We start from the raw sequence: 17822 nt of genomic DNA, 5'->3' as shown, positions 1-17822 counted from the left end.
CGGCGCCCGCACGCATGTGGCCCTCCGCGAAGCGATGCGAGAGGCACTCGCAACCGTGCGGCCACAGGACGCAGCGGCCTGGTTCGCCTACTGCGGCTACCCGCCTCAACCGCCGTGATCACCGTGGTAGGCGGAACCCGTCCCCCTCGCGCAAGGTCCTGGCGGGTGGGGCTGACGGGGGCTCGGGTCCAGGGCAGGTCCAGGCTCGGCGCTTGTCGGACGATGCCAGCGTTCCCTTGCGTGCGCAGCCTCTTCTCCGGACACGGCCCCTTTCCAGGGCCCACGAACCTTCGGAGACGCCCCATGGCTTCGCCCAACAATCCCTCGCAAGACACCCACGCCGTGCCGGTCAAGGAGCGCGACGAACCGCTCGACCTCCAGGCGTTCCTGGATGAAATCCAATCCGACGCGGTCATGCACAGCCAGGGCCTGGATGCCCGGGAGGCCGCGAGCGCGGTGATGTGCACGCTCGCCCGGCGGCTCTCGGAGGGCGAGGACGTGAAGCTCTTCCGCGCGCTGAGCGGCGGCATCGGTGAGGAGATCCTCGGCGCCTGCACGGTGCACCTGGGCCCTTCGCGCGCCCGGCGCATCGGCCGTGATGAGTTCATGACCGATGTGGCGGACCACCTGAAGATCAAGGTCGACCAGGCCGCCCGGGTGGTCGCCGCCGTCTTCACGGCCGTGCGCGATCGCATCCCGGAGGAGGAGGTGGCGGCGGTGGCGTCACAGCTCCCCGCGGACCTGGGAGACTACTTCCGCCGGCCCGTGTGAGTTCCAGGACCGGCACACCTTCCCGCCCGGAGCCAGAACACCGGCCCGGGCGGTGTTGCGTTCAGGTTCTGGGAGCCGTGCAGGAGCAGTGCCCGCTCATCTTCGTGGAGCACATCGGGCTTGCGTCGAATGGCGCCGTCTACAGTGGCATCCGTCAGGCGCTGGTGCGTGAACCCATTGCGTTCAACTGCATGGAGCCGTGAAAGGTAGACGCATGGAGTAGGGCAGAGCCTACGTGTGGCGTCTCAATGGCTCTCTAGAAAGGAATTCAAGGGTCTACCTGTCGTGTCGTTGATTTTGATCCGGTGCTGGCTGACTCTGACCGTGCGTCCCGAACCCACACCACGAGGAGTCGTTCATGTCGGAATCGCAGCGCGATGAGTCCGCGTCCAACACCAGCCATGGCTGCCACCACCACTTGATGTGGTCAGAGGAAAGCGTCCTGGATGAGAGCAGCGCGACCCACTTGTGGATCTTCCATCGCGCCATCGAGCTGCTGAATGACCTGGGGCCTTCTGGCGCCGCCCCAGGGGTGGTGGCCGACGGCAAGCACATTGCCCAGTTCCTGAAGTTCAGCGTGTCGCCGGATCGCAACAATTCCAAGCGTCCCTGGACGGACAACACCATCTTCCATGATGCGATGGTGAAGGGCCTCTATGACTGCGACTGGGCCAACCCGTGGATGAATACCTGCACATGGCAGAGTCATTTCTACAACCCGGTGACCCAGCAGAGCTATGCGACGGGTCTCCTCCACTCCGACACTCACGCCAAGTCGGCGCCGAACTTCGCGGTCTCCGCCATCGAAACCGGTCAGTATGGGCGACTGGCCGTCGAGAATCCGGACCTTCGAACCCTTCTCCAGTTCTTCTACTACCTTGGCGTCGCGCTCCACTATTTCGAGGACGTGACGCAGCCCATGCATGCCCACAACTTCCCGAACTTCATCAGCGGTACCGCCGACGTGTTCCACAAGGAATTCGAGGAAGCGGCGCAGCAATACATCAACAAGCGGCCGGCCGCGCTCAAGGTCGGTCCCGAAACGCTGACGTCAGACAACTGCTTCGCTTTTGGGGGCGCCCCAGCCCAGCAGGCTCCTGAAAAGGGAATCGAGGCCTGGGTCATCGCCGCTGCCTCACGGATTGGCCACCCCAACTTCAACCTGGCGCTGACGGACAACGACAAGAACGACTGGGCCCTGGCTCCGGTGCTTCCTTTTGAGCGTGGCGTGGATCCGCTTCCGCCGAACATCAAGCGCGGGTACACAATCGACGACTTCTACAAAGACCTTCCAGGCCAGCCGACGCCAGCGGGCTACCCGACCTGGCAGAAGGCGTGTGAGCCCGTCTTCGACCGGGTCATCGTCGGCGCTGTCCAGGCGTGCGCGGGGTTCCTCCTCGCGGTGTTTCGCGATTGGTTCCCGATGTTGATGTGGAAGGACACCGCGCGCACAACCCCGCGCTCCTTTGACGACTTCCCCAACAAGGCTGTCTTTCCGCAGGATGTCGTCGCCATCGGGTGTCAGACCGTGGCGAGGTATCAAGCAGACTCATTTGTCGCCCTCAATATCTACACGGGCAAGCAAGACCCATTCGCGAGTATCGTCCCTGGCTCTCAGGGCTATTACACCAGTGCCCTGGGGCGATACGCCACGGCCATTGCTTCAAATCCCAATTATCCGCCGACGGAAGATGCGCTGCCGCCCGTCTACACCACAGGCCGCCTGTTGAAAGGAGGCGCGGCCGACATCACGGTGATCGGAAGTAATGGGATTCCGCTCGACAACCAGCGAGTGCCACAAGGGTCGTCGATCAAGGTCCAGGGGTTCCCGCCGATCACCGAGGCGGTGACCGAGACGAACGCCGTCATCCCGCTGGGGACGCGCGAAGTCCCGTCGAGTCGCTCGCTGAGCACCACCCTCCCGATGTTGGCGCCGACCACGAATCACAACTGCGTTGCGCTGGCGGACTCGGGCAGCGCATTCCGCTTCCTGTCGGCCGGGGTGTACTACGTCGTCATCCAGGTCAGCACTGCTCAGGTGTCCGAGCGCGAGGACCCCTTCACCGCGCAGGTCGCACTCAAGAACGTCACGACCGGGAACATCGAGATTCAGGAGAGCGTCGCCACCGGGAAGGCGAGGGTGGGCGTCATCCAGGTGAGCGGCATGGTCACGGTGACGAGTGCCGGGGAGTGGTACATCGTCCGTGTTGCCCAGGACTCGGGAGAGTCCTTCGTCGCCACGCCCAGTGCGTACAACTTCGTGCATGTCTTCAAGCTCCAGAGCGATCCGGTCTCGGAGCTCGCGCTGTCGCCGTTGACCGCCCGCCACTACCAGTCCTTCATTCCCTCGCAGACCCTTCGTGGCTTCCACCAGTCGCCCAATGGCACTTTCCAGGTGCACCTGTCGCCGGAGACTCCAAACCGGGTTTTGCATATCAACGGCACCTTCAGCCAGATTACGTTCCTCACGGCCGGGAGGTATTTCGTCCATGCATCCCTCGGGACCTCGTACCACCGTTCGACTGGAAGCAATCAGGCCGCGGCCACGCTCGAGCTCACCAGCATGCGCAAAGGGGTCACCGAGACGTTCTTGAAGAAGCGGGTTGCGACGGCGAACAACGACATCATCGGCTACGTCCACTTCTCGGGGTTCATTGATGTCACCACCGATGATGTCTTCATACTCTGGTTGGGGATCTATCCGCTCGGAGGCGCGGAATTCGTAGGGGTGGGGGGCGACACGCGGGATCGCATTGATTTCTTCAAGCTTGACGACCCCAACCCGTTGGAGGTGGCCCCGTACGATCTGACGGCCATGAGCAGCTCCACGCTGCTGCCGTACACCAACGGCATTGCCAGTGGTCGGGGGCAATGGTTGCGCCTGCCGTCAGTCAAGGACCGCTGCATCACGACGGTGAAGACGGACGGGGGCCTTGCCTTCCAGTTCAATCTCCCCGGGAAGTACTGGGTGGTGGTCTCCGTCGGGATTCCCGTGACGACAGGTCCGCTGTTCATGACGGATTTGACCTTGTATCGCCAGAACGGAGCTCCGGCACCGGCGGACATGCCCATTCTGTCGACTGCGATCTGCCCTACGGGAAACCTGGGTGACCGGCAGTCGGGGTACATCCAGATGGAGGGCATGGTGGTCGTCGAGGATGTCTCGAAGGCCTATTACCTGCACTTCACCCAGACGAGTGGGGAGACCATCTCCGTTGGCGGGACCGTGCTCGACTTCATCCAGGTCTTCGCGATCGATGGGCAGGTCTGATTCACGCTTCGGCTGAAGCGAGGTGAGGTGAGGGCGCCTACCGCATGCGCCGCCACTTCACCTCGCCCACCGCCGTCGCGCCGCCGCTCGTGGGGACGGGGACGGTGTACGTCAGCTCGTCGCCGGCGAGGGTGAAGGCACGCTGCTGTTCGGTGCCTTCCCAGTTCGGGAACGCGGCGTGGTCGATGTGGAAGGTGAGGGTGCCCTTCGCGCCATCCGCCGCATAGCGGCCGAAGTGCGCGTTGCTCCCCTGCACCGTGGCCTTGTACTCCTCGGCCGTGCCCTGGCTCTTGTCGTTGGAGGCGAACCGGGCGCGGCCCGCTCGGAGGATGTGGAGGGAGTAGTGGCCCTGCGCGTCGAACATGAGCTGGCCTTGCGGCGCGGGCCCGTAGAGCTGCACGCGGCGGCCGTCGGGATACACGTTGTCGCAGAGCACGAGCGTCCACGTTCCCGTGAGCTGCTTCGCGGACATCAGTTCCCGAGGCGCGGCGGCGAGGAGCAGCAGCGACACGGCGGCGAGGGTGAGGCTTCGGAACAGGTTCATGGCGCGCCTCACATCAGCAGGCCGCCACCGTCCACGGAGAGGACGGTGCCGGTGAGGAAGGGGTTGGTCATCGCGAAGAGGGTGGCGGCGGCCAGGTCCTCCGGCCGGCCCACGCGACGGGCGGGGACCTTTCGCGCGTAGTCCGCGAAGAGCCGCTCCCGCGCCTCGGCGCCGAGCCGGTCCCAGAAGGAGCCCGAGTCCACCACGCCCGGAGAGATGGCATTGAGCCGCACCGGTGCCAGCTCCACCGCCATCGCCTTGGTGAAGGCCTCCAGTCCCCCGTTGACCAGGCTGGTGATGGAGGTGCCCACGGCGGGCTTCCAGGCGCGGAAGCCGGAGAAGAAGGTGAAGGAGCCCTCCGGGGAGATGCGAGGGGCGGCGTGCTTCACCAGGAAGATGGGCGCCCAGAGCTTGGCGGCGAAGGCCCGCTCGATGGCTTCGGCGCCCATTCCGGTGAGGGGCCCGGAGGCGCCCTGGCTCGCGGTGCTCACGAGGTGGTCGAAGGGGCCCACCTCCTCGAAGAAGGCCGCCACCTGTGCCTCCACCGAGGCGTCCAGGACGCGCACCTCCCAGCGGTCCTTCAGCAACGCCGCCGTGGCCTCCAGGGACTCGCGATGGCGACCCGCGAGCACCACGGCCGCCCCGCCTTCCGATGCGGCGACGGCCACGGACCGGCCAATGCCCGAGCCCGCGCCGATGACCACCACCCTCTTGCCTTCAAGCTGCATGCGTCCACCTCCGGCTGGAATGTCGTAACCCCATCAAGAGGTTACGGATGCAGATATGGGCTGAAGTTTGTAACCTGTCAATCCGGTTTCATGCTTTGGTGAGGGCGCACATGGCACGCACGAAACGTCCCACTCCCGAAACGCACGTGGCGCCGACAGGCGAGCTGCGCGACGGCTTCAAGTTCCGCTCGGGCCGGCTCTGCCTGGATCTGCCGGCGTCGCTGGCCGCGCGGCTGAAGGCCGAGCCGAAGGACCTGCTGGAGACACCGCACGACCTGGGCCGCTGGCTGGTGGCCGCGGGTCTGGCAGCGAAGGACCCGAAGCCCACCGACGAGGAGCTGCGCCAGGGAAGGGACCTCCGGGAAGCCCTCTACCGGCTGGCGCGGGCCCGGGTGCGCGGCGAGGACTTCGATGTGAGAGACAGGGCGCTTGTGAATCGCTGGGCGGCGGAGCCACCTCCGGCGCCGCAGCTCGGGCCCGAGGGGCTCACGTGGACGCGCGGTGGCGTGGGCTCGCTCCTGGCGGCGGTGGCGAGGGACGGGGTGGAGCTGCTCGGAGGTCCGCTCGCGGAGCGCATCCGCAACTGCGAGGGCGAGGGCTGCGCGCTGCTCTTCGTGGACACCTCGCGCTCCGGACAGCGGCGCTGGTGCTCCATGTCCGGCTGCGGAAACAAGGCGAAGGTGGAGGAGTTCCGCCGCCGCCAGCGGACGGATGCCTGATGGGGTCGTTCTCACCTACTCCCTGCGGGGGATGGTGTTGAGCACTTGAAAGTCCAATCCTGCTCCAGAGCCGACTCTGCATCCGACAGGCTCCAGCAGGGGAATCGCAATGGCATGGGTGAAGTGCAAGCAGTGCGGAACTGACGTCGCCAGCAATGCAGCGGCTTGTCCGAAGTGTGGGGCTCCCGTGCCCCGTGGCACCTCCGTGCTCAAGGTGACCCTCTTCGTGGTCGGAGGGCTCTTTTCGCTCTGCTTCCTCGGGACGTGCCTCGGTGCCATCGGCGCGGCGAAGAAGGGCTCGACATCAGGGGAGCCGGCGTCAGCCCGAACCCCTGCCGCTCAAGCAGAGCCCGCCCCCAAGCGGGTGGAGATCCGCACGCTCCTCGCGGAGTACGCGGACAATGAGGTTCGAGCTGACTCGAACTTCAAGGACCAGGTCATCCAGACCGCGGGCATTGTCGACGACATCAAGAAGGACATCATGAATTCCGTCTACGTCACGCTCGGCACCGGACGGCAGTTCGAGATCCCGCAGATCCAGTGCTTCATCACGGACGAGCAGGTGCAGCGGGCCGCGAACCTCTCAAAGGGAACCAAGGTCGGCATCCGGGGCCGCGTGCAGGGATTGATGATGAACGTCCTCGTGCGCGACTGCGAGTTCGTCGACCTCTGAGGCCACTGGCACGAACGCGCCGTCGGGGGAGGCGGTGGGCCGGGCGCACTGGAGCCCGGGCGTTGATGGATTGGCATGGCTTCGCGCCGTGCCCATGTGTTCCTCATGGCGGCCTCCGACACCCTGCCTTCCGACAGCCCTCCCGCCATCCTCGGGCTCGTCGGCTTCCGCCGCCGGCGGGGCAGGTATGGCTCGGCGACCCAGTTGCTCTGGAACAGGCTGGAGAACGACGCCTCGCTCCACGAGCTGTGCGAAGTCCGTGATGATTTGACGGACGAGGACCGGGTCATCCTGGATCAGTGCACCCAGCGGCTGGAGGTGGCCCGGCGCTGCCTGGACAGGCCGCTCTGGCGGTGGTCCTTCTCCTTCTGGCAGGTCATCCACGAGGTGGACGGCCTGCAACTGCTGGTCATGCCCCGGCACATGCTGCTGCCCCACGCGCTGGAGGTTCAGCAGCAGTTCGCGCGGCGGGTGACGGATCCCGTCCAGAGAGCGCTCTGGCTGGGCACGGAGCAGGCCGAGGGGCCACTGCCCCGGTGCGTCCGCATGCTCCGAGGGGAGGCGCTTGCCTCCAATGATCCTGAGGCCTCCGTGTCCGACAGGGAGCGTCTGGCGCAGTGCCGCCACGTGCTGCGGGGCGCGCTGGGCGTCGTCAATGACCGGGTGGACAAGACCTTCTGGCAGCTCTCCATCAACGTCTCCATCCAGATCTTCAGCACCCTGCTGCTCATCACGCTCGCCCTCATCGCGTTGCTGGGGTTCAATCAATCCCTGGTCTCGACCTGGCCCGCGCAGCTCGTTCCCCAGGGGATGCTGGTGCTCTGCCTCACGGGCGCCGCCGGGGCCGTGGTGTCCAACATGCTCTCCAAGGAGCGCTTCGTCGTCGCGACGGGGGCGACGAGCCGCTTCTTCGCCTACCACCTGCTGGTGAAGCCCGTCATCGGTGCCTTCGCGGCCCTGACGCTCCTCTTCGTCGAGCAGTCCAACCTGCTGCTCTCGGTGGTGTCTCGCGACTCCGTGGCTGCCGCCAACAACACCCCGGCCCTGCTGAACATCGTCGTGAGGGATTCGCGCGCCGTCTTCTTCACCCTCGCGGCCCTGTCCGTGGCCGCGGGGTACTCCGCGGACAAGTTCCTGAGCTCCATCATGAACAAGGTGCTCAGCAGGCTCATCGGGCAGTCGGAGAAGCTGCTGCCTTCCAGCGGTGCTCCAGAGGCCGGTGGCGCCTCCCCGCGCGCGAAGCCGTAGCAGGCGGCCCGCCTCACCTGGGAGCCCGGGCCCCCAGGTGTCCCGAGGGCCGCCGCGTGAAGGCCCCCAGCGCGTCCAGAAGGTCCTCCGTCATGCGCTCCGCGCTGGGATGCCAGGGCACGGTGAAGCGCGCGTCCATGCTCGTCTGCCGGACGGTGGACAGCCACTCGTGCACCTCGCGCTCGGAGTAGCCCGCGCTTCGCGCCGCCTCGTGCAGCAGGGCGTACTCCCGGAGCAGGAAGGTGGAGAAGGTGATGGGGTCGTCCGCGCCCACCGCGATGGGCACCGGCGGCGGCGCCCCCGCTTCGGCTCGCGGCGGAAAGAGCCGCAGGATGGGGTGGTTGCGCAGGTCCAACAGGTTGCCGATGAGCAGGTTGCTGGAGGGGTTCACCTCCACGACGGTCCCCCGCGCCCCCACGTACCGGCGCAGCGCGTCCTGGGCGGCCCTCAGCGCGGCCACCTCCGCGGCATCCAGCGGGATGTCCACCAGTTGCTGTCCGCGCCGGAACACGCGCTCGTCCTCCCGGTACGCTTCGATGAGCTCCTGGACGCGCCTGGAGTTGCGCACCCGGACCCAGTCCAGCCGTCGGGAAGCCCGGCTGAAGGCGTCCAGCCCCACGCCCACCCCCTCCTGCGCCAGGGGCGGGCACCAGAGGTTGTGCAGCACGTGGTGGGCCTCGGCCAGCACGTGCGGCGCGATGCACCTGCCGAAGATGCCCTCGGACAGCTCGCGGATGAGGTTCTCCACCTGCAGCGGCCGTCCCGGCGGGGTGTCCGCGCTCAGGCCCGGGGGCAGCCGGTAGCTGCCGTACAGCCGCCACTCGAAGACCAGGTCCCACAGCCGCTCCTCGGCCGGCATCATCACCGCGCCCACGGACTCCGCCCACGTCCCCGGCTCCACGCCCAGCGAGGTGGCGTGTCCCAGCCGCCCGCCCCGGTGATCCAGCAGGTAGTGCAGGCATTCGTAGATGCGGCGCAGCCCCTCCATGAGGTGCCGGTAGTCCTCGCCCACGTGGCCCGTCAGCCGCAGGGGTGGGGCGCCCCGGGCCGCCGGCCGGACCGCGGCGCGGGCGGCTTCCCACCGCACGTAGCGGTACAGCGGCGCCAGCACCCACGTGGGCACGCTCAGCTCGTCCGACGCGACGTCCAGCCCCCGCACCAGCCAGAGCGACAGCGGCACCGCCCGCAGCAGGTCCACCAGCGCCTCCACCTGCGTCGACTGCGAGACGAAGGAGTCCGCGTAGCGGCCTCCCAGCCGGATGAGGCCCTCCGGAACCGGCTCCGCGTAGGTGCCCTGGGCATGCGCGGGCGGCAGGCCCTCCCTCCAGTGGCGCTTGGGATCCCGCGCCTTGAGCAGGTGCAGCACCAGGCCGAACTCCGGCTGACGGCCGTCGCTGGTGGCCCGCCCCACGCGCTTGAGCACCCGCTGCCACGAGCGCGTCAGCATCCACAGCTCCTCCGCCATCTGGATGGAGGTGTCCATGAGGCGGGTGCGCACCTCCAGGGCGGCGATGGGCTGCTCGCCCCCCGCCACCGAGTAGGAGACCTCCGCGCGCACGGCGTGCAGGGGCCGCTTCATCGCGCCCAGGCGATCATAGAAGCGGATGAACCACTGGAGCCCGGCGGTCAGCGGCCGCTGCACGTAGGTGCGGTAGCTCAGACAGCGCACCCGCTGCACCTGCCAGAAGAGGCGCTCGAAGTGCGGATCCGGCGTGCCGGCCTCTTCCATCCGCCGCATCCACCGCAGCCCGTAGCGCACCAGCCAGCGCTCTCCCGCGTTGGGCGTGTGCAGCCCCATCCGCAGGGCGATGGGATCACACCGCCGCCACACGTCGTCGAGGGTCTCCGGAGGCTCGGTGCTTCCGCGGGCCGCCAGCGGGTGGAGGTCCCCGTAGAGTTCGCGCAGTTCGTCCACCTCCGGCAGGACCTCCAGGCGGGCGCGCGAGAGCGCCTCCAGGGTCCGCTCCAGCACCCGGCGGCGCTGGGGCATCCAGACGGACGACTCCCGCAGGCCCGCCACGAACTCCAGCAGCGGCCGCTTTCCACCTCGCAGGATGACCTCCGCCAGGACGCAGCGGGACACCGCGGCCGCCAGCAGCCAGCGGAGCATCGTCCTGCCCTCACCGAAGACGAGCCCCGGTCCCGACAGCAGGCGTGCATCCAGGGCCGGGTCCGCGATGGCGGACAGCAGCGAGGTCCACAGCAGCGGGAAGTCCATGCCCGCGTTGACGTGGTGGTGGACCTCCGTCACGCCCCGGTCCAGCAGGTGGCGCATCAGCAGCGGCGGTTCAATGTCCACCCGCGTGGGGGGCGGCTCCACCGGCACGGCCGACATCAACAGGTCCTCGGGCAGGGCGAAGGTGAGCCAGCGGTAGTGCGTGATGGCGTCCACCGCGCCAGCCTCCGTGTCCTGGGCCACGACGGTGACCCCGGGCCGGCGCTCCAGGTGCGTGTCCGCCAGGTGCACCAGGTAGCTGGCCATGGACACCCGCCGCGGCGGATCCCTCTGGCCGCGGATGTGCCGGCGCGAGTCGAACCAGAACACGTCCCGGACCGCGATGAGGCGGTCCAGCGACCAGCCGCTGGCGTGCTCCGACAGGGTCTTCTCGCAATCGCGCCAGAGGGCCCGCGTGGAACCCGCGTCGCGCCCGTCCAGCGAGGGCACCAGCTCCGTCATCGCCTCCCGGAAGGCCTGGAGGCTGGTCAGCGGGAAGCAGGCCACCTCCGCGCGCACGTAGGCCTCCGGAACGCGGCGGGGGGCCAGGTTCCCCTGGGACTGGCGCGGTCCCTCAGTGCCCATGGCTGGCATCCGCCTGGACGTCCTGCACGGGAGACACCCTGCGCAGCGCCCCCAGCTCCAGGTGGTCGCCCTCCTGGTCCATGACCCGGAACCACGTGCGCACCACGGTGTCGAGCCAGTCGTAGTACAGGCCCGTGCCCAGGCCGCCGTCCCTGCCCAGGTGGCGGCGGAGCGCCTCGGACGCGCCGGAGCGCCCCACCGCGGCGCGCACCATCTGTTCGCGGAGCCGCGTCAGGCGGGGCCCATGGTCCTCCCAGTACGCCACCAGCTCGTCCCAGGCCTCGTTCTCCCCCGCCTCCCCGGACTGCCAGCGCAGCAGCTCGCTCAAGGCGGGGACCGGCGCGAACTCCGGCAGCACCAGCAGGGGCAGCGCGTTCTGCAGCCACACCCGGGCCGTCCACAGCCGGTCGGAGCCCACGCTGTACCTCCGGATGTCCTCCACGAGCTTCGCCACCGTGTCGCGCACCCGCTGCTCGTAGGGCTCCAGCGCGCTGGCGCGCTCCTGCTCCAGGAGCACCGACTCCACCCCCCGGCTGCGTGCGTCGCCCCAATCCCATCCGCCCAGCTTCCGGCCCGCCACCGAGCAGATGTTCTCCACCCAGGCCGCCTGGATGAAGCGGTGGTGGGCGCCGACCTTCATGCGCGAGTCCTTCATGTTGTCGACCTTGAAGTACCCGTCCGCCGTCCGCTTCAGGAACGCCTTCCATTGCGCGGTGAAGATGGCGAACTCGACGAAGGTCTTCCAACTGGGAAGGCTCCACCAGCACTCCACCTGGACGAGCGGTTCGTGGGGCGCGGCGTCCACCCACAGCTCGTGCAGCGTCACGACCAGCTCGGGGCTCATCTCGAAGGGCGTCACGTCCAGGTTCAGCACCCGGGGCGGCTCGAAGAGCATCAGCGCGTCGTGCAGCAGCATGAACCAGCCGGCCACGTTGCCGGGCAGGGGCACGCTGGAGCCCTCCCGGTCCAGGTCGCTCAACATCAGCACCACGTCGTGGAAGTGCCGCAGGTGCAGCTCGCTGAGCAGCAGCGGCTCCTCCGTCTTCGAGGCGGCGTCGCCCGGTCGCCCCCGTCGCGGCCACTCCAGGACATCCGACAGGGTGGTGCGCTTGGAGCGGCGCACCGGCTTGCCCGTCAGGTCCAGGAAGATGAGCCCCTTTTCGTCATACCGGAGGATGCGGTTGTTCAACTGCTGGCTCGCCCAGGCCGGCAGGTCGCTTTCGTCAATGGCGTTGCGCAGCATCTCCGTGACCACCCGGATGGTGCGCTCCCCATCCGAAACGCAGGCCTCCGCGGAGGAGGCGGGGGTGCTCCAGAGCTCGCGCCGGGCGGCGTGCCAGAGGTCCTGCAGGGTGCGCGCGGGCAGGTGGAGGGCGAGCTTGCCCGCGGGGGTGAGGATGACCTTGCGCAGGGGCGCGTCCTGCCCATCCCGCGTGGCCATGCGGTAGGTCGTCTTCACCGTGTCGGAGAGCCGGGGCGCCAGGTTGATGAGGTCCGCGAAGGACGCCAGCACCCGCGGCTTCTCCCGCGTCGGGGAGCAGGGCAGCCGCAGCTGCTCCAGCAGGTGGCCCAGCGTCTGGGCTCCGTCCTCCGCATCCACCCCCAGCGGGCGGAAGTCCCACGCCTTGTAGGGATCCACGGGTCCCAGGTTGATGCGGTAGCTGGGAGGCAGCGCGCGGCGCAGGGTGGTGGCCGACTGGCGCCGCGCGATGGAGAGCGTCTCGTCCTGGCCCAGGGCCCCGATGCCCGCCTGCCCGGAGAGGATGAGCTCCTTCTGGAAGGAGCGCTCCATGAAGAGCTGGAACTCCTGGTGGCCCGCGGCCAGCACGAACCAGAGCCGGGGGCTGGCCACCATGCGGGTGAGCTTCACGATGTTGTGGAGGTGTTCGATGCTGCGGTCCACGTTGTCGATGGGCAGCACGAGGATGACCTGCTCACCCCTGGCGGTGCCGAAGCGGGGCAGGGACAGCGTCTTCGCCACGTTCTCCATGGCCGCCGCGAAGCGCTGCTGGAAGTTGGCGTAGATCTCCGCGGCCTTGATCTGCTGCTCCGCGCGCGCGCGCGTGTCGGTGGTCGACGCGCTGTCCTCCCACATGAACGAGGCATCGCGGATGAGGTGATCCAGCTTTCCCCAGGCCTCCTCCGCGCTCTCCTCGAGGATGGAGGAGGACCACCTGCCGTGCCCGCCTCGCGAGGACGTGTCGTCCTGGGGCGCATCCAGGGCCGCGCGCACGCGCACCAGCAGGGTGGCCAGGAGGTTGGCGCCCGGGGGCACCGGCTCCAGATCGAGCGGCTCCAGCCAGACGACGCGCCCCTCGATGCGCTCCAGCGTCGTGCACAGGTCCCGGCGCATCGCCTGCGGCCCCGAAGCCACCGACTCGCTGGCCTCCGCCTCCAGGCGCCCGCCTGGCTTCAGCCCGAGGAACGCCCTCCAGTCGCGCAGGGCCTGGAGGGCGCTGAGCAGGACGGTGGTCTTCCCCGCGCCCCGGGGACCGGAGATGAGCAGGCTGGTGGAGAGGTGCTCGTTGCGGGCCTCTCCCTCGCCCAGGCTCCACCCGCAGGCGGCCTCCAGCCAGGAGAGCAGCTCGTACAGCCCCCGCTGCGTGGGCTCCAGCAGCTCGTCCCAGGGGAAGGCCCTGGACTCGGGGAAGGGCGTGGGCACGTAGTGGTGCGCCTTGCCCGTGAGGCTCGTTTTCGTCTCCATGGAGAAGGATAGGGAGACCGCGCGGCGGCGGGCACGTGCCCCCCGTGCGCTCCTCCCCCTGTCTGTCATTGGATGAGGGGGGCCGCGGGCTTCAGCCCCGCCGCTTCACGGGCAGGTCGATGCAGGATGGGTGCTCGGGGCCGCGCATGACCCGCCAGGAGGGACTGCCTTCGGCGGGGATGCGGGCGAAGCTGTCGGCGTCGGCGCCCGCGAGCGCCACCCGCAGGCGGTGCCCCCGGCGGATGACGACCGAGACGGGCAGCAACCCGAAGGTCAGCGTCGCCACCTCGCCCGGCACCAGGGGCCAGGCATCCTCGCGGCGGAACGAGCGGTAGGGGACGGGCGTGACGTAGGGCGGAGTCGCTTGGGACAGCTTCCGGTGCAGCGCCCGGAGCTGTCCCTCCGTCAGGTAGGTCACCCGGCCCTTCGGGTCGACCTCCTCCAGGTAGACGAAGAAGGCTCCGTCCTCCAGGGATGAGGCCACGTGCAGGGTGAGCAGGGCGTGTCCGGTGAGCTCCACGTCCACGTCCAGCGGGGCGCTCGTGTACGTGAGCAGCCGCCGGTCCTCGCGCGCGCGGTCCGCGTAGACCACCGGTGTCATCCCATCGGGCGTGTGCCAGCGATTGTGGGTTCCGGTCGTGGCGGCGAAGTCGACCTCGTAGGTGTCGGCGCCCTTGCCGGCCGGCGCCTCGCGAACAAGGTGGTGATCCTCCGCGAAGTACCAGCGCTCCGTGGAGAAGCCTTCGGGAGGCCACACGGGGGTCGACTTCCAGGCCTCCTCGCCCACCGTGAAGTAGTGCAGCCGCTTCTCCTCGGAGGGCGCGCCGGGCTTGAGCGTCCGCTCGAGGAAGGCGCCGCACTCCGTCCACTGATCCGCCATGGAGGGATTCGGGCGGCTCCTGGGCCGGGCGTAGGGGCTGGCGTGGGTCTTCATGTTGTGACTCCACGCCCCGATGACGCCCACCTGGGGGTTGGTGAAGTTGAGGAACCGGTGGATGACCGCGTCGGCGGTGCGGCCGTCGAACCAGCTTCCCCAGCCGTACACCGCCGCTCCGGAGGCCTCGATGGCCTGCTTGCGGCGGAACTGGCTGAAGTCGTCGGTGGTGACGGGCTGCGGGCCGAACGGATCATCGCGGAAGGTCATGGACCGCACCGCGGCCCAGACGTCGACGTTGTCCCGGTGCGCGTCCAGGGCGGCGCGGACCCGTGAGCGGTCGGAGTCTCCGTCCACGGGGCGAACCCCTCGCACCATCAGCTTCGCCCCCAGGCCCCAGACGGACGGGACGCGGCCGGCGTCCAGCATGCGGTTGGTGGCGTCCCATTTGCGCATGAACGCCGCGTTGAGGATGCCGCCCGGCATGACCACGTCGGTGTAGACGTCGAACTCGATCTGCTGGGGAATCACCGCCCGGACCCGCTCCGGCGCCGCCGCCGCGAGCAGCTCCGCGGTGGTCCCCTCGTAGGAGATGCCCACCGCGCCCAGGTGGCCGTCGCACCAGGGCTGCTCCGCCACCCAGCGGGCCACTTCACCCAGGTCCGCGACCTCCACGTCCGACCACGGATGGTTCCAGGTGCCGGAGGAGGCACCGGAGCCGCGCACGTCGACGACCACCACCGCGTAGCCCTGAGCGACCAGCGCGTCACCGAGCGGCTCGCGCGGCCCCATGGGCACCCGGTCCGGAGGGGACAGGCGCAAATCGAACCCGCGCCAGTAGCGGCTCATGACGAGCACCGCGGGGAGCCGCTCGCCGTCCGGCAGGGTCCTGGGAAGGTTGACGTCGAGCGCGAGCTGGATGCCGTCACGCAGCGTCAGTTGCAGCGAGCGGGTGACCACGCCCTTGAAGCGCGGAGGTGATGAAGCGGGAGAGCGGCCCTGGTCGAACATGGGGCCGGCATTTTCGCCGCTCCCGGGGCGGATGTCCCACGGCGCGTGTGGCGGGGACCCGCATTTTTTCATGCCCGAATGCCGGGGATCGCAGTCCGATGGTTCATGCTCGCGCGTGTCCAGCCCGCCCCGCGAGGGCACTTCGCGGGACATGCGCCAACACCCGCGCCAGACCCGGGCCCTGTATCCGCCGATCGCTTCTGGCTCTATCAGTCCGCCTTGAGCTGCAGGCCGGGACTCTCCTCTCCTGCCGCTCTACCCGCAGCGCCAGGAGGCAGTGCAATGAGCAAGGAACAGTTCCCCATGCAGGGGCAGCAGATGTTTGGTGAAGCCATCAAGGCCCGTATCGCCGACGCGGTGCACGAGCGCGTCGTCTCCGGGCTGGAGGAGCGGATCGGCACGGAGATTCGTGAGCGCGTCGGCGAGGCGGTCCGCGGTGCGTTGAGCGAGCGCTCGATGAACATGCAGCAGGGGGAGGGTGGCGGGCAGCCGTTCGACGCGGAGCAGATCGCCGATGCCGTCCACAACCGCCTCACCGACGTCATCCGCGAGCGCGTCACCAGCGGCGTGCACGAGCGCGTCCGCGACGTGCTCCGGGAGCGGCTGGGCGAGGCGCTGCGCGGCGCCCTGTCTGAAACCATGATGAACCTCCAGCAGGGGGGTGGGCAGATTGACACCCACCGCATCGCCGAGCGCGTGCGCAACCGGCTCGAGGACACCCTGCGCGACAGGATCGGCTACGTCGTGCGCGAGCGCATCCGCGACGCCATGCGCGAGCGGCTGGGCGAGGCGCTGCGCTCCGCGATGATGGAGCGGCGGATGGGCATGGAGGGCTTCGCACCGATGGACTCCGAGCGCATCTCCGACGCCATCCGCACCCGGCTCGTCGACACCATGACCGAGCGGATCCACGCCGCCGTGCGCGAGCGCGTCCGTGAGGCGCTGAAGGAGCGCCTGGCGGAGACGCTGCGCTCCGCGCTGTCCGAGCGCAGGATGCAGGGCTTCGGCCAGGTCGACCCGGAGCGCCTCGCCGACATCATCCGCGAGCGCGTCGCGGACGGCATCCGCGAGCGCGTCCAGAGCGGCCTGCGCGAGCGCGTGCGCGACACGCTGCGCGAGCGGCTGGGCGACGAGCTGCGCACCCGGATGAGCGAGCGCACCATGGGCTTCGCGGGCATGCAGCCGCAGGGCTTCGGCCAGATCGACCCGGAGCGCCTCGCCGAGGCGCTCCGCGGGCGGCTCGTCGACACCCTCCACGAGCGGCTGTCCAACAACCTCCGCGAGCACCTGCACGAGGCGCTGAAGGAGCGGATGGGTGACGCCATCCGCGAGTCGATGTCCTCGATGGGCCCCACGATGCGCGGCGGGTTCGGTGAGCAGGCCATGGGCGGCTTCCAGACGCCGGGGCCCGCCCAGGTCGACACCGAGAGCATCGTGGCCGCCGTCCGCGATCGCGTGGGCGAGGAGCTCCGCGAGCGCATGGCGGACGTCGTCCGCGAGCGCGTCAGCGAGGCGGTGCGCAAGGAGCTGAAGAACGGCCTCGGGACCCAGCCCCTGGCCTGACGCGCACCGCATCCCGGGCCGGCGACGGCCCCACGGACGCAGGGCCCGGACTTCCTCACCCGTGGGAGTCCGGGCCCGTCTTGCTTCGCGTCACGCCCCGAAGCGAAAGCTTGGGTTCAATAGCGGATGCCGAAGTTGACCGGGATGTACTGGCCGGTGGCCTTGCGCGTATCGCCGCCCGCCACGTCGAAGCTCGAGCCGAAGATGTAGTGGTAGCGCCCCTCCACGTAGAGGCGGAGGTCCCCGTTGATCTTCAGGGTGACGCCGACGCCGCCGCTGAGACCGAAGTCCGTGCTGCTGCGCGAGCCGATGATCTCCGACACCGGCACCACGTCCGTGGCGCAGTAGTACAGCCACGGGTCGCAGTACGGGATGGTCGCGACGCCCGCCAACTGGGTCAGCTCCACCTTGCGGTAGTACAGGCCCGGCCCGGCGATGACGTAGAAGCCAAGAGGGCTGCGGGGAATCACATTCCAGACGGCGTTGAGGCTGCCGTACTGCATGTAGTGGTTGCCGTCGACGCCAGCTCCCGTGAGCACTTCGGGCCGGATGTCATAGCCGCTGTAGAAGAACTCCGCCATGAGGCCGAAGCTCCTGTGGAACTGGTAGCCGGCGCCCAGTTGGAAGCCGCCGCCCGTCTCGAAGCGGTCCCCCGCGTCGGAGATGGGGAAGGAGAGGCCGCCGCCCACGTTGAACATGTAGTGCTGCTCGGGAAGCTCCATCCCCTGCGTCGTGAAGCCCGCCGTGTCAGCGTCCGTGCCAGACACCGTCTGGGCACGCGCGCCCCCAGGCACGGTGAACGCAAGCAGGGCAAGGGGAAGCACTGTCTTCAATCGCATGACGACCGCCTTTGGGCACCGGACCGCGTGGTGCTGGGAGCGTGGAGATGGGCCGCCTGTCCGCACACCACCCCATC

13 protein-coding genes and 1 pseudogene are annotated in these 17822 nt (G+C 68.8%); 8 read left to right on the top strand and 6 right to left on the bottom strand.

What is annotated here, in order from left to right; all coding sequences use genetic code 11:
* Nucleotides 1–303: 303 nt before the first annotated feature.
* From D7Y13_RS23240 to D7Y13_RS23235, 3 genes are all read left to right on the top strand, one after another.
* Complete coding sequence (locus D7Y13_RS23240) at nt 304–771, top strand: DUF2267 domain-containing protein (protein WP_120585049.1); 468 nt, start codon at nt 304–306, stop codon at nt 769–771.
* 77 nt (nt 772–848) lie between these two features.
* Nucleotides 849–974 (top strand): hypothetical protein, encoded by a 126-nt coding sequence (locus tag D7Y13_RS48740; RefSeq protein ID WP_255425937.1) that lies wholly within the window; start codon nt 849–851, stop codon nt 972–974.
* A 155-nt stretch (nt 975–1129) separates the two neighbouring features.
* Nucleotides 1130–4042, top strand: coding sequence for a zinc dependent phospholipase C family protein (locus D7Y13_RS23235; RefSeq protein WP_120585050.1), 2913 nt, complete (start codon nt 1130–1132; stop codon nt 4040–4042).
* A gap of 37 nt (nt 4043–4079) precedes the next feature.
* Here the strand turns inward: D7Y13_RS23235 and D7Y13_RS23230 are convergent, their stop codons facing one another.
* Nucleotides 4080–4586, bottom strand: a complete 507-nt coding sequence (locus D7Y13_RS23230; RefSeq protein ID WP_120585051.1) for a lipocalin-like domain-containing protein — start codon at nt 4584–4586, stop codon at nt 4080–4082.
* An 8-nt stretch (nt 4587–4594) separates the two neighbouring features.
* Nucleotides 4595–5314: an SDR family oxidoreductase gene (locus D7Y13_RS23225; RefSeq protein ID WP_120585052.1), complete on the bottom strand. Its 720-nt coding sequence runs from the start codon at nt 5312–5314 to the stop codon at nt 4595–4597.
* A 110-nt stretch (nt 5315–5424) separates the two neighbouring features.
* On the opposite strand from D7Y13_RS23225, the gene D7Y13_RS23220 reads away from it, so the two are divergent.
* From D7Y13_RS23220 to D7Y13_RS23210, 4 genes and pseudogenes are all read left to right on the top strand, one after another.
* Nucleotides 5425–6033 (top strand): CGNR zinc finger domain-containing protein, encoded by a 609-nt coding sequence (locus tag D7Y13_RS23220; protein WP_120585053.1) that lies wholly within the window; start codon nt 5425–5427, stop codon nt 6031–6033.
* A gap of 109 nt (nt 6034–6142) precedes the next feature.
* Nucleotides 6143–6217, top strand: a pseudogene (locus tag D7Y13_RS49030) (zinc-ribbon domain-containing protein); the annotation flags it as partial.
* A gap of 3 nt (nt 6218–6220) precedes the next feature.
* Entirely contained in the window at nt 6221–6706 is a 486-nt protein-coding gene (locus D7Y13_RS23215; RefSeq protein WP_208734485.1) for an OB-fold protein, read from the top strand.
* A gap of 75 nt (nt 6707–6781) precedes the next feature.
* Nucleotides 6782–7954, top strand: coding sequence for a hypothetical protein (locus D7Y13_RS23210; protein WP_120535820.1), 1173 nt, complete (start codon nt 6782–6784; stop codon nt 7952–7954).
* 13 nt (nt 7955–7967) lie between these two features.
* On the opposite strand, the gene D7Y13_RS23205 is transcribed toward D7Y13_RS23210, so the two are convergent.
* The 3 genes from D7Y13_RS23205 to D7Y13_RS23195 form a co-directional block, all read right to left on the bottom strand.
* Nucleotides 7968–10754, bottom strand: a complete 2787-nt coding sequence (locus tag D7Y13_RS23205) for an amidohydrolase family protein (RefSeq protein ID WP_120535821.1) — start codon at nt 10752–10754, stop codon at nt 7968–7970.
* Nucleotides 10744–13458: a hypothetical protein gene (locus D7Y13_RS23200; RefSeq protein ID WP_120585054.1), complete on the bottom strand. Its 2715-nt coding sequence runs from the start codon at nt 13456–13458 to the stop codon at nt 10744–10746. The genes D7Y13_RS23205 and D7Y13_RS23200 overlap by 11 nt, the downstream gene beginning before the upstream one ends.
* Before the next feature lie 91 nt (nt 13459–13549).
* Entirely contained in the window at nt 13550–15343 is a 1794-nt protein-coding gene (locus D7Y13_RS23195) for a CocE/NonD family hydrolase (RefSeq protein ID WP_158620447.1), read from the bottom strand.
* A gap of 282 nt (nt 15344–15625) precedes the next feature.
* Here D7Y13_RS23195 and D7Y13_RS23190 point away from each other — a divergent pair, with 282 nt between their 5' ends.
* Nucleotides 15626–16906, top strand: a complete 1281-nt coding sequence (locus D7Y13_RS23190) for a DUF445 family protein (RefSeq protein ID WP_120535824.1) — start codon at nt 15626–15628, stop codon at nt 16904–16906.
* Between the two features lie 116 nt (nt 16907–17022).
* Here D7Y13_RS23190 and D7Y13_RS23185 read toward each other — a convergent pair whose 3' ends face one another.
* On the bottom strand, nt 17023–17745 hold the full coding sequence (locus tag D7Y13_RS23185; protein ID WP_120535825.1) for an outer membrane beta-barrel protein: 723 nt from the start codon (nt 17743–17745) through the stop codon (nt 17023–17025).
* Nucleotides 17746–17822: the final 77 nt, after the last annotated feature.

Source organism: Corallococcus praedator (assembly GCF_003612125.1).
In the GTDB taxonomy this organism is placed as follows: Bacteria; Myxococcota; Myxococcia; order Myxococcales; family Myxococcaceae; genus Corallococcus; species Corallococcus praedator.
Note: the sequence above shows the minus strand (reverse complement) of the source record. Positions and strands in the feature narration are given on the sequence as shown.

Excerpts from the sequence above, each read along its gene's own strand:
- D7Y13_RS23195 (WP_158620447.1), bottom strand. The coding sequence starts at position 15,343 with ATGTTCGACCAGGGCCGCTCTCCCGCTTCATCACCTCCGCGCTTCAAG.
- D7Y13_RS23220 (WP_120585053.1), top strand. The coding sequence starts at position 5,425 with ATGGCACGCACGAAACGTCCCACTCCCGAAACGCACGTGGCGCCGACA.
- D7Y13_RS23230 (WP_120585051.1), bottom strand. The coding sequence starts at position 4,586 with ATGAACCTGTTCCGAAGCCTCACCCTCGCCGCCGTGTCGCTGCTGCTC.
- D7Y13_RS23205 (WP_120535821.1), bottom strand. The coding sequence starts at position 10,754 with ATGGGCACTGAGGGACCGCGCCAGTCCCAGGGGAACCTGGCCCCCCGC.
- D7Y13_RS23240 (WP_120585049.1), top strand. The coding sequence starts at position 304 with ATGGCTTCGCCCAACAATCCCTCGCAAGACACCCACGCCGTGCCGGTC.
- D7Y13_RS23235 (WP_120585050.1), top strand. The coding sequence starts at position 1,130 with ATGTCGGAATCGCAGCGCGATGAGTCCGCGTCCAACACCAGCCATGGC.
- D7Y13_RS23225 (WP_120585052.1), bottom strand. The coding sequence starts at position 5,314 with ATGCAGCTTGAAGGCAAGAGGGTGGTGGTCATCGGCGCGGGCTCGGGC.
- D7Y13_RS23185 (WP_120535825.1), bottom strand. The coding sequence starts at position 17,745 with ATGCGATTGAAGACAGTGCTTCCCCTTGCCCTGCTTGCGTTCACCGTG.
- D7Y13_RS23190 (WP_120535824.1), top strand. The coding sequence starts at position 15,626 with ATGAGCAAGGAACAGTTCCCCATGCAGGGGCAGCAGATGTTTGGTGAA.
- D7Y13_RS23210 (WP_120535820.1), top strand. The coding sequence starts at position 6,782 with ATGGCTTCGCGCCGTGCCCATGTGTTCCTCATGGCGGCCTCCGACACC.
- D7Y13_RS23200 (WP_120585054.1), bottom strand. The coding sequence starts at position 13,458 with ATGGAGACGAAAACGAGCCTCACGGGCAAGGCGCACCACTACGTGCCC.